The sequence below is a fragment of the Stenotrophomonas sp. PS02289 genome, from assembly GCF_029960115.1.
GTDB lineage: Bacteria > Pseudomonadota > Gammaproteobacteria > Xanthomonadales > Xanthomonadaceae > Stenotrophomonas.
The window spans coordinates 1-10,008 of sequence record NZ_JASCOZ010000159.1; the positions used below are offsets into that span (position 1 = coordinate 1).

The following is a 10,008-nucleotide window of genomic DNA, read 5'->3' on the forward strand; positions in this document are numbered from 1 at the left end:
TGGCCGGCCCTCGACAACGCATGGGCCGGCCAACGGCCGGCGCTACCGGAACTCGGCTACCCGCTAACCTTCAAATGCTCCGGACGCTTTTGAAGGTTAGCGACCTAAACTTCAAAACCCGCGATCAAACATCCCCGTCTTCGGCCCAGCCTTCGCCCGTACCCTTGTGGAACACATGGTCGAAGTCCTGCACATCACCAGCCGGCAGATGTTCCTGCTGCTCCAATGCGGCGTAGATCGGGGTGAAGTCCGGATCGGTGGCCTGCATCAACTGCTCGAAGCTGTCGATCACAAAGTACGTCTTCTGGAAGGTGTCGATCCGGTAGCGGGTGCGCATGATGCGCTCCAGATCAAACCCGATCCGGTTGGGCGCGTCCGACTCCAGCGAGTACAGCGACTCACCCTTGGATGACACGATGCCGGCACCGTAGATGCGCAGGCCTTTGGGTGTGTTGATCAGCCCGAACTCGACCGTGTACCAGTACAGGCGGGTCAGGTTCTGCAGCGCATCCGGGCCGATCGCATGGGCTTTGACCCCGCCACGACCGTACGCGGCCATGTAGTCGGCGAACACAGGGTTCATCAGCAGCGGCACATGCCCGAACAGGTCGTGGAACATGTCCGGCTCGGCGATGTAGTCGATCTGGTCCGGGCGGCGGATCCACCAGGTCACCGGGAAGCGGCGGTTGGCCAGGTGGTCGAAGAAATCCAGCTCCGGCAGCAGCCCTTCCACACCCACCAGGGTCCAGCCAGTGGCTGCGCCCAGCACCTCGTTGAGCTGGTCAAAGCGCGGAATCATGTGCGCGCTCATGACCATCTCGTCCTGCGCCTTCAGGAACTCGTCGCAGGCGCGGCCTTCCAGCAGCTCACGCTGGCGCTGGTACAGCGTGCTCCAGGTGGCGTGGTCGTCGGCGCTGTAGCTGTCCCAGGGCTGTTCCACCACGGCGGTGGTATACACCGGCACATAGCCCTTGTCGGTCTCTTGGCGTTCGACGCGGCGGGGGGCGGTGGCGGTTTCCATCGGCGTGGACTCCTGGGAAGTGATCCTGTGATGCTAGGGCAGGGGGCGCGCAACAGGGTTGCAAAGTTGCACGGATATCCCGGATTGGCGCAATATCGTTGCGTCCATTCCATGTTGCGGAGCAGCAATGACCGGAGTAGCCCAGTTCGACCGCACGGATCTGCGTTTGCTGGCGGAAATCCAGCAACACGGGCGCGCCACCAACGCTGAGCTGGCTGCGCGGGTGAACCTGTCCGCCTCGGCCTGCCTGCGCCGGGTACAGCGGCTGGAGGCGGAAGGGGTGATTGCCGGTTACGGGGCGCGACTGGAACCCAAGCGGATTGGCCTGGGCCTGCAGGCCTTCGTGCGTGTGCAGCTGGAGAAGCATGACCAGCACGCCATCGCGCTGTTCGCCGACAGCGTGATCGAGTGGGACGCAGTGGTGGCGTGCCACGCACTCACCGGCGACATGGACTACCTGTTGCACGTCTACGTGCGCGACCTCGAACACTTCTCCAGCTTCCTGCTCGACAAGCTGCTCAACGCCGCCGGTGTTGCCGACGTCAATTCGAGCTTCGTGCTGCGCACCGTGAAGGACTTCCAGTCGTTACCGCTGACGCAGCTGGAGTGATCGCCGACGAGTTCGGTTGCTCGCGCGGGTCCGGGTAGACGCGATCGGATGAAGCTACCGGGCAGAGCCCGGCACTACGGGATCAGGCGCACTTTTCCTTGCGCCCCATCAGCTTGCCCATGCGCGAAGGCTCATCGCACTTGGGAGCCGGCGGCGGCGGCGCTGCTGCCGCCGCACGCGCACGACGCAGCTGTTCCACCTTGGCACGGATCTGCGGCATCGCCGCCATCGCCGCCTTTTCGCCCTCCAGGATCGCATAGCCGCGCTGGCTGAAATCGGCTGCGCCGATATCCAGCACCTTGGGGCGGATGATGATGTCGGCGCGCGCCAGTTCCTGTTCGCCCAGGCGTTGGCCCATGATCGCGATGGACTGGTTGACGATGCCGAGCATGCCGGTCGGCGACTTGCCGCTGGCCTTGCTGGAGATATCCACGGCGATGACGAAGTCCGCACCAAGCTGGCGCGCGGCATCCACCGGCACCGGGCTGACCACACCGCCGTCAACGAACATGTTCTGACCGATCTTCACCGGTTCGAACACGCCCGGAATGCTGCTCGAGGCGCGCACGGCCTGGCCGACGTTGCCGCGCACGAATACCGCGCGTTCGCCGTTATCCAGATTGGTGGCCACCGCAGCGAACGGCTTCTTCAGCTTCTCGGCCGGCTTGTTGTTGACCTGCGCGTTGACGTAGTCCTGCAGCTTCTGGCCCTGCACCAGCCCGCCCGAGAACAGGCGCACGTCGCGGATGCTGGCTTCGTCCAGCGCCACCGCTTTGCTCTGCATGGCGAACGCGTCCATGCCGCTGGCATACAGCGCGCCAACCACACTGCCGGCGCTGGTGCCGGACACCACCACCGGCTCAAAGCCGTTGGCCTCCAGCATCTTGATCACACCGATGTGCGCAAAGCCCTTGGCCGCGCCGCCACCGAGTGCGATGCCGATCTTCACCGGCTTGGCCGGCGTCGCCGGCACCACCACCGGGGTGACCGGAGTCGGCTTGGTGTTCTCGCCGCCGCAAGCGGCCAACAGGCCGAGCAGGGCAACAGACAGCGTGAGACGTGTGCGGCGGAAGGCGTTCATCGGCAAGCCGAAAAGTGAATGGGCGATAGCATAACGGTAGTGCCGGCCGCTGGCTGGCACCCCATGGATCGGCGGTTAATCTGGGTTAGCGTGGCTGGTTCGGAGGCACGGAACAAGAGAAAGCCCGCTTTCGCGGGCTTTCTCAGGGTGCCTTTCGGCCATTGGGTGCTGCAGGTGCCTTTCGGCCAACGCCAGCAGCGTACTACCCAACCAATGCGGTTGCTACGGTCAAAGCCGTCGCCAAGTGTCGCGCCGGGCTCTAGAACCGGTTATCCCCATCCAGAATCCGCCCCAGCCCGCCCAGCACCGAGCCTTCGCCGCGGTTCTGGCCACCGCCCTGCGGTGCGGCCATCCACATGCGGCCGGCCAGGCGCGAGAACGGCAGCGACTGCAGCCAGACCTTGCCGGGGCCGGTCAGGGTGGCCAGGAACACGCCTTCGCCGCCGAACACCATGCTCTTGATCCCGGCTACGCGGCGCACGTCCATGTTCACCGTGGAGTGGAAGGCGACCACGCAGCCGGTGTCCACATCCAGGCGCTCGCCCGGGGCCAGCTCGCGCTCGATCACGCAGCCGCCGGCATGGATGAACACCCAGCCGTCGCCTTCGAGCTTCTGCATGATGAAGCCCTCGCCGCCGAACAGGCCGGTCATGATCTTCTGCTGGAAATGCACGCCGATCTGCACGCCGCGTGCGCCGGCCAGGAAGCTGTCCTTCTGGCAGATCAGGCGGCCGCCGTGCTGGTCCAGCTTCATCGGCAGCACGGTGCCGGGGTAGGGCGCGGCGAAGGCGACCTTGGCCTTGCCCTGGCCGGTGTGGGTGTACAGGGTGGCGAACAGGCTTTCGCCGGTGAGCACGCGCTTGCCGGCGCTCATCAGCTTGTCCATGAAGCCGCCGCCCTGGCCGCTGTGCGAGCCGTCGCCGAACACGGTGTCCATCTGCACGACGGCGTCCTTGAACATCAGTGCGCCGGCCTCGGCAATCGCGCTCTCGCCCGGGTCGAGCTCGATCTCCACGAACTGCATTTCATGGCCGACGATGCGGTAGTCGATGTCGTCGGCGCGCTGGCCGCGACTGGTGGAACCGCCCGGTACCGGGGGCGGGGTGCCGACCGGGCCGGTGCTGCCGGCCAGCAGTTCGGGCACCTCGGCGATCTTCATCCAACCACTCATGCCCTCGCACCACACCAGCGCCTGGCGGTTGGCCTGGGCGAAGCGGCGGGCGGATTCGTCGTCCAGCGGGCCGATGCGGTCGGGTTGGCCGGAAAGATGGAAGTACCACTGGGTCATGGGGCGGGCCTGCTTGTGGAAGGGGTATGGAAGGGACGGGCGGGAAGCGCGGATGTGACTCCGGCCCATTCCTTCACATCATGGGTCCAAAACGTTGGTAATAAATGACCGGAATTTGCGACGTTGTTGCTGTGCTGCAACAATTGTCTGGTAGCGCCGGTCCACCACCCCTCCCAACACAGCCTAATCGCCATGTTCTCGAACCGCACTGCCCACGGTCGCTCCGCGTCCGTGCACCCCCTCGCTGTTGCCCTTGCCGCCCTGCTGCCATTGACGGCCGCAGCCCAGGACGCCCCCGCCGCCAAGGATCCGGTCGCCCTCGATACGTTGCAGGTAACGGCACAGCGCCGTGTGGAAAACGCCAAGGACGTGCCGGTCTCGATCTCGGCCATCCAGGGTGAGAAGCTCGACGTGCTCGGCTCGGCCGGCGATGACATCCGCTTCCTGTCGGCGCGCGTGCCGAGCCTGAACATTGAATCGTCCTACGGTCGTGCCTTCCCGCGCTTCTACATCCGCGGCCTGGGCAACACCGACTTCGACCTCAATGCCTCGCAGCCGGTCTCGCTGGTGTATGACGACGTGGTGCAGGAAAGCCCGCTGTTGAAGGGCTTCCCGCTGTTCGACCTGGCCGGCGTTGAAGTGCTGCGCGGCCCGCAGGGCACGCTGTTCGGCCGCAACACTCCGGCCGGCGTGGTCAAGTTCGACTCGGCCCGTCCGTCGCAGGACGCCGATGGCTACGTGAAGGTGTCCTACGGCACTTACGACACCTGGAACGTGCAGGGTGCCTACGGCGGCCCGCTGACCGACCGCTGGTCGGCGCGCGTGTCGGCGCTGTACCAGCGCCGCGACAACTACGTCGACAACACCCGTCCGAACGGCCCGGCCGAAGGCTTTGAAGGCTACGACGAATCCGCCGGCCGGGTGCAGTTCCTGTACGAAGGCGACGAGTTCGAGGCGCTGTTCAACCTGCACAAGCGCAAGCTCAACGGCACTGCCCGTCTGTTCCGCGCCAACATCATCCAGCCGGGCAGCAACAAGCTGGTGGAGAACTTCGACCGCGACAAGGTCTCCAATGACGGCGTGAACTTCTCCGAGCTGGACACCTGGGGCGGCAGCGCGCGCCTGCAGTGGAACCTGGGCAGCGTCACCCTGCACTCGATCACCGGCTATGAAACCGCCGAATCGCTCAACCATGGCGATATCGACGGCGGTTACGGTGCCAGCTTCCTCGGCGACGGCAACTACGGTCCGGGCTTCATTCCGTTCCCGTCCGAGTCGGCCGACGGCCTGCCCGACCACCGCCAGTGGACCCAGGAATTCCGCGTGGAATCCAACGAATGGGGCCGCTTCGACTGGCAGGCCGGCGTGTTCTACTTCGACGAAGACGTCACCATCGACAGCTTCAACTACGACTCGCTCACCCCGGGCAACCCGCAGACCGGCCATGCCGTGCAGAGCCAGCGCAACAAGGCCTGGGCCGTGTTCGCCTCGGGCGACCTGGACGTGACCGACAAGTTCAAGCTGCGCGCCGGCGTGCGCTACACGCAGGACAAGAAGGACTTCACCGCCAGCGTGCTGCAGGCCGTGCCGGGCGGTACCCCGGTCAGCGGTCCGTACATCGCCAAGACCGATGTGGATGACGTCAGCTGGGACCTGAGCGGCGTGTATCAGATCACCGACAACCTCAACGCCTATGCGCGTGTGGCCAAGGGCTTCCGTGCGCCGTCGATCCAGGGCCGTCTGGCCTTCGGTGGCGTCTCGCAGGCCGATTCGGAGAAGGTGATCTCGTACGAAGCCGGCATCAAGGCCGACCTGTTCGACCGCCGCGCGCGTCTGGGCTTCAACGTGTTCCGCTATGACGTCGATGGCCAGCAGCTGATCGCGGTCGGCGGTGCCAACAACACCGCGACCCTGCTCAATGCGGACAAGACCGTGGGCCAGGGCGTCGAACTGGACTTCGAGGCCTACCTGACCGACCACGTGCTGTTGACCCTGGGCAGCAGCTACAACGACACCGAGATCAAGGACCGCGACCTCGCGGTGGCGATCTGCGGTGGCGGCTGCACCATCACCGATCCGACCACGGTCATCAATGGCGGCACCTACGCACTGGTCAACGGCAACCCGCTGCCGCAGGCACCGAAGCTCATCCACAACCTGACCCTGCGCGCGGGCTTCCCGCTCAACGACGCCAGCGAGCTGTACGTGTACACCGACTGGGCGTACCGCAGCCCGGTGAACTTCTTCCTGTACGAATCGCCGGAGTTCCGCAGCCGTTCGTCGCTGGAAGGCGGCCTGCGCCTGGGCTACAACTGGGAGTACGGTCAGTACGACGTGGCCGTGTTCGGCCGCAACCTGACCAACCAGACCCGCGTGGTCGGCGCGATCGACTTCAACAACCTGACCGGCTTCCTCAACGAGCCGCGCACGTTTGGCGTCGAGTTCACCGCGAAGTTCTGATGCGGGGTTGAAATGAAAACGGCGCGGAGAGATCCGCGCCGTTTTTGTGTGGCCCCCACCGATCAAATGGGGAACTCCGGTAGAGTCGACCCTTGGTCGACTGCTCTTCGTTCCGGCGTCATGAACGCCTGACGCGTGGCTTCGGCCGCTTTTCAACGTCGGCCAACGCATCGGCACCGACCTATCGCGGCGCTGGATGCTTGTGCCGCGCGTTGCGCGGTCGCCGACTAGCAGTCGGCGCTACGAATTGCTGGCGAACGGTATTGGATCCGGATACCGCGGCATGGTGCTTCGGACATTACAGGGCGCTTTCGGGGCGTACCTTCAATACCGTTTCCTCGGTTGCGCAATCGCGGCTGGACGTTGCACCGTTTGCGCGCGCTGCCGCGATCTCTTTGCGCGCGGCCGCCAGGTCGCGCTGGAATTCGGGGTTGTCGTGCAGCCGGGCCACCGCCGCTGCGCCCATGAAACGTCCCTCCAGAATGTCGCTCTGCCAGTGCACGTTGCACACCAGGCGGCTTTCGCCGTAATTGCGGCCGCGCAGCTGGATGGCGTCGGCACGCTCGGGCACGATCTCGGACAGGATCAGTGCCCAGGCCCAGCCAATCGAGGTGTGGCCGGACGGGTACGAACCGTTGCCGCGCAGGCCTTCTTCATCCTCCGGCGTGCAGGTTGGCTCGCCATTGACCATGAAGGGCCGCGCGCGCTGGTAATGCTTCTTGGCCACGCGGGTGGCGGCACTGGCGTCAATGCGGCTGCGCTCCAGCAGACGGTACAGCGCGGGGGTCTTCTGCGCGTCCACATCCAGCCCAATCGCGCAGGAGAACTGGTTGGCCCCTTCCGGGAAGCCCAGTTCCGCATCGGTAGTCGCCTGGGCAAAGCGCGGGCTGCCACGCAGCGCACGCGCTTCCCGGCTGACCTGCTCGTCCAGGGCGAAACCGGCCGACCCGGCTGCCGGCGGAGCCGGCACCAGGTCCAGGCTTGCCGGTACGTCACGGACGGCCAGATAGCCCACCGCCTTGGTCACCACCGACGCCTCCACTGGCGTGCCCTGCGGGGCGGCCGTAGTGGCACAACCGGCCAGAACCGACATCACGGCAGCGGCCAGGGCGGGGCGCAGAAGCGCAGTTGGGGTGAACAGCGACATGGGCAGTACTCGGCGACGATGAGCCCGCATGATCGCAGCTTCACAGGCCCCTGCCAGCGGCCGCAGGTCATGCCGCCAGACCTGGCATACCGCGTGGGAGTGGTTGCAGATGCAAGGAATACGGCACTGGTTCACGGAAATTCACGCGCCGCCCGGCATAGCTTCGGCCCCGGCAGCTTCCCCACGAGGGTGCCGGCAATCAGGGGGATCACCAAACATCCGGAGACACTCGATGCAAAGCAAAGCAGTGGGGACGGGGGCCATGATGGCTCTCGGCTTGATGCTCGCCTGTGCCAGCGCGCACGCCGCCGACGTGCTGGGCGTGGCCTTCGTGCACGGCACCGGCAAGCAGACCGACGCCCGCACCGACTACTGGCAACCCGGCATCATCGACACCGTGCGCCAGGGTCTGCCCAACAGCAGCAACTACACGGTCATCAACTGCGATTTCGAGCAGTACATGTGGAAGCCGGAAGCCGCCGGCTGCCTGGCCACCCAGCTGACCAGCTTCATCAACAGCCGTGGCATCACCAAGCTGGTGGTCATCACCCATTCCAACGGCGGCAATGTGGTGCGCTGGATCCTGTCCAACCCCACCTACGACAGCCGCTACCCCAAGCTGATCCAGACCATCAGCAAGGTCACCGCGCTGGCCCCGTCCTCGGCCGGCACGCCGCTGGCCGATGCGGTGCTCAACGGCAATGTGTTTGAAGCCTCGGTGGGCTGGTTATTGGGTTACCAGAACGACGCCGTGCGCATGCAGCAGGTGGGCTGGATGGCCACCTACAACGCGCAGAACCTGTACGGCACCGCCGGCCGCCCGGCGCTGCCCAAGCCGTTCCGCGCAGTGGTGGGCACCGATGTGGACTCGGCGGTGTGGGACAGCGACAGCTACTGTGGCGGCTACGCCCAGAACGTCGGCCTGGAGTTCACCCAGAACTGGCTGAGCAGCTGTTCCGACGGCTTCCTGGAATGCAGCAGCCAGCGTGCGGCTGGCACCGTGCTGTTCACCGACACCGCGCGCACCGCCGGGGCGGAGCCGCTCAGCCACAACCAGAGCCGTCGTGAGTGCTTCGGCCTCGGCACGATCCTGCGCAACGACCTCACCCTTTAAGGAGCCCGACATGACCCCAACCGTGAAACTCGCGGCGGCCATGGCCGTCGCCCTCGCCGCCCTGCCGCTGCAGGCCGCGCAACCCCTTCAGGCTGCCCGCAGCAGCGACCAGGTCCCGACCCGGGTCGAAACCGCACCATTACCGGCCGATGCAGGCGAGCGCGAACCGGTCCAGTTCGCCTGGGCGCTGGACCCCAACCAGGCACTGGCTGACCCGGTGCCGTTCGTGGCGGTCAGCCGCAGCTACTGGGAAATGGTGGACGGCAGCGCGCTGCAGCAGGGCGTGGCGCTGCCGATGACCGCGCCGGACGCCGTCATCCAGGTCAGCCCGGCACCGGGCGCACGCACGTTGACCCCGGCGCAGTGGCAGCTGCGTGACCCGGCCGGTGCGCTGAAGGTTGAGCAGGTGGTCGACAGCCAGCAGCTGCAGGCCGCCGGCATGCCAGTCAACGTCGGAACCGCGATGGCGCGCACCGGCAAAACCGCCACAGCAGGCACCTACCGGTTACAGAGCGCACAGGCGCAGGGGCGCTACGTGGTGCAGGTGCTCGAACCCAACAGCCCGATCAGCCTGCGCCTGCAGAGCAGTCGCGACCACGTGTTGGCCGGCGGCACGCTCACCGTCACCGCGCAGCTGGTGGACGACGGTGGTGGCACCACGACCGGTGCCGGGCGCAACCTCCTGCGCAGCCTGCCGGCGGGCGGTGAAGCCCTGCTGGTGGCCCCGGATGGCCGCAGCTGGCCGGTGCCGCTGCAGAACGGAAAAGCCGGGCTCACCGCACAGGTGACGGTGCCGCAGGATGTGGGCAACACCCAGGGGCTGTGGGAACTGCAGGCCTTCATCAGTGCCAATGGCGTGCAACGCGACGCCAAGATCGCTTTCGCCGTGGCCCAGGCTACCGCCCGCTTCAGCGGGCAGGTCCAGGCCGACGCCAGCCGGCGCGTGCTGCAGTTGCCGCTGCAGGTGGGGGCACCGGGCCGCTACGAGGCGCGCGGCACGCTGTATGCCACCGGCCCGGATGGTCAGCTGCGGCCGGTGGCGCAGGCGCACAGTGCGGCCTGGTTCGATTCGGCGGGTGCCGGCACCTTGGGCCTGCCGTTTGACAGCGTCGCGCTGCCCAAGGGCTACGGTGCCCCGTTCCAGGTACGCGCGCTGGAACTGCGGGACCAGACCCGCATGGCCCCGATTGAGTCGCGGGCGGTGGGTCTGAGCTTCTAAGCGGAACACCGGTAGCGCCGGCAGTTGGCCGGCCCACGCGGTATCGAGGGCCGGCTGACAGCCGGCGC

General features: G+C 66.4%; 8 protein-coding genes. 4 read left to right on the plus strand and 4 right to left on the minus strand.

Annotation, left to right across the window (positions count from 1 at the left end; genetic code table 11):
• Positions 1 to 124: 124 nt before the first annotated feature.
• The gene (gene phhA / locus QMX83_RS17375; RefSeq protein WP_282297895.1) at positions 125 to 1,021 is read right to left on the minus strand and encodes a phenylalanine 4-monooxygenase; all 897 of its coding nucleotides are present in this window, start codon (positions 1,019 to 1,021) and stop codon (positions 125 to 127) included.
• Positions 1,022 to 1,148: 127 nt separating this feature from the next.
• Between phhA and QMX83_RS17380 the strand changes: the two genes are divergently transcribed.
• Complete coding sequence (locus QMX83_RS17380) at positions 1,149 to 1,631, plus strand: Lrp/AsnC family transcriptional regulator (RefSeq protein WP_282297896.1); 483 nt, start codon at positions 1,149 to 1,151, stop codon at positions 1,629 to 1,631.
• 82 nt (positions 1,632 to 1,713) lie between these two features.
• On the opposite strand, the gene QMX83_RS17385 is transcribed toward QMX83_RS17380, so the two are convergent.
• Both QMX83_RS17385 and QMX83_RS17390 read right to left on the minus strand, forming a co-directional pair.
• The gene (locus tag QMX83_RS17385; protein WP_282297897.1) at positions 1,714 to 2,712 is read right to left on the minus strand and encodes a patatin-like phospholipase family protein; all 999 of its coding nucleotides are present in this window, start codon (positions 2,710 to 2,712) and stop codon (positions 1,714 to 1,716) included.
• Between the two features lie 259 nt (positions 2,713 to 2,971).
• Complete coding sequence (locus tag QMX83_RS17390) at positions 2,972 to 4,000, minus strand: TIGR00266 family protein (protein WP_282297898.1); 1,029 nt, start codon at positions 3,998 to 4,000, stop codon at positions 2,972 to 2,974.
• A 192-nt stretch (positions 4,001 to 4,192) separates the two neighbouring features.
• Here QMX83_RS17390 and QMX83_RS17395 point away from each other — a divergent pair, with 192 nt between their 5' ends.
• Positions 4,193 to 6,460, plus strand: coding sequence for a TonB-dependent receptor (locus QMX83_RS17395; RefSeq protein ID WP_282297899.1), 2,268 nt, complete (start codon positions 4,193 to 4,195; stop codon positions 6,458 to 6,460).
• 298 nt (positions 6,461 to 6,758) lie between these two features.
• Here the strand turns inward: QMX83_RS17395 and QMX83_RS17400 are convergent, their stop codons facing one another.
• Positions 6,759 to 7,607, minus strand: a complete 849-nt coding sequence (locus QMX83_RS17400) for a phosphatase PAP2 family protein (protein WP_282297900.1) — start codon at positions 7,605 to 7,607, stop codon at positions 6,759 to 6,761.
• 232 nt (positions 7,608 to 7,839) lie between these two features.
• Here QMX83_RS17400 and QMX83_RS17405 point away from each other — a divergent pair, with 232 nt between their 5' ends.
• Together QMX83_RS17405 and QMX83_RS17410 are read left to right on the plus strand one after the other, a co-directional pair.
• A complete protein-coding gene (locus tag QMX83_RS17405; protein WP_282297901.1) occupies positions 7,840 to 8,721 on the plus strand; it encodes a hypothetical protein in 882 nt (293 codons plus the stop codon).
• Between the two features lie 10 nt (positions 8,722 to 8,731).
• Complete coding sequence (locus tag QMX83_RS17410; RefSeq protein ID WP_282297902.1) at positions 8,732 to 9,940, plus strand: DUF4785 domain-containing protein; 1,209 nt, start codon at positions 8,732 to 8,734, stop codon at positions 9,938 to 9,940.
• The last annotated feature ends 68 nt before the right edge of the window (positions 9,941 to 10,008 follow it).

Coding starts and splice junctions, on each gene's coding strand:
- phhA (WP_282297895.1), bottom strand. CDS start 1,021: ATGGAAACCGCCACCGCCCCCCGCCGCGTCGAACGCCAAGAGACCGAC.
- QMX83_RS17380 (WP_282297896.1), top strand. CDS start 1,149: ATGACCGGAGTAGCCCAGTTCGACCGCACGGATCTGCGTTTGCTGGCG.
- QMX83_RS17385 (WP_282297897.1), bottom strand. CDS start 2,712: ATGAACGCCTTCCGCCGCACACGTCTCACGCTGTCTGTTGCCCTGCTC.
- QMX83_RS17390 (WP_282297898.1), bottom strand. CDS start 4,000: ATGACCCAGTGGTACTTCCATCTTTCCGGCCAACCCGACCGCATCGGC.
- QMX83_RS17395 (WP_282297899.1), top strand. CDS start 4,193: ATGTTCTCGAACCGCACTGCCCACGGTCGCTCCGCGTCCGTGCACCCC.
- QMX83_RS17400 (WP_282297900.1), bottom strand. CDS start 7,607: ATGTCGCTGTTCACCCCAACTGCGCTTCTGCGCCCCGCCCTGGCCGCT.
- QMX83_RS17405 (WP_282297901.1), top strand. CDS start 7,840: ATGCAAAGCAAAGCAGTGGGGACGGGGGCCATGATGGCTCTCGGCTTG.
- QMX83_RS17410 (WP_282297902.1), top strand. CDS start 8,732: ATGACCCCAACCGTGAAACTCGCGGCGGCCATGGCCGTCGCCCTCGCC.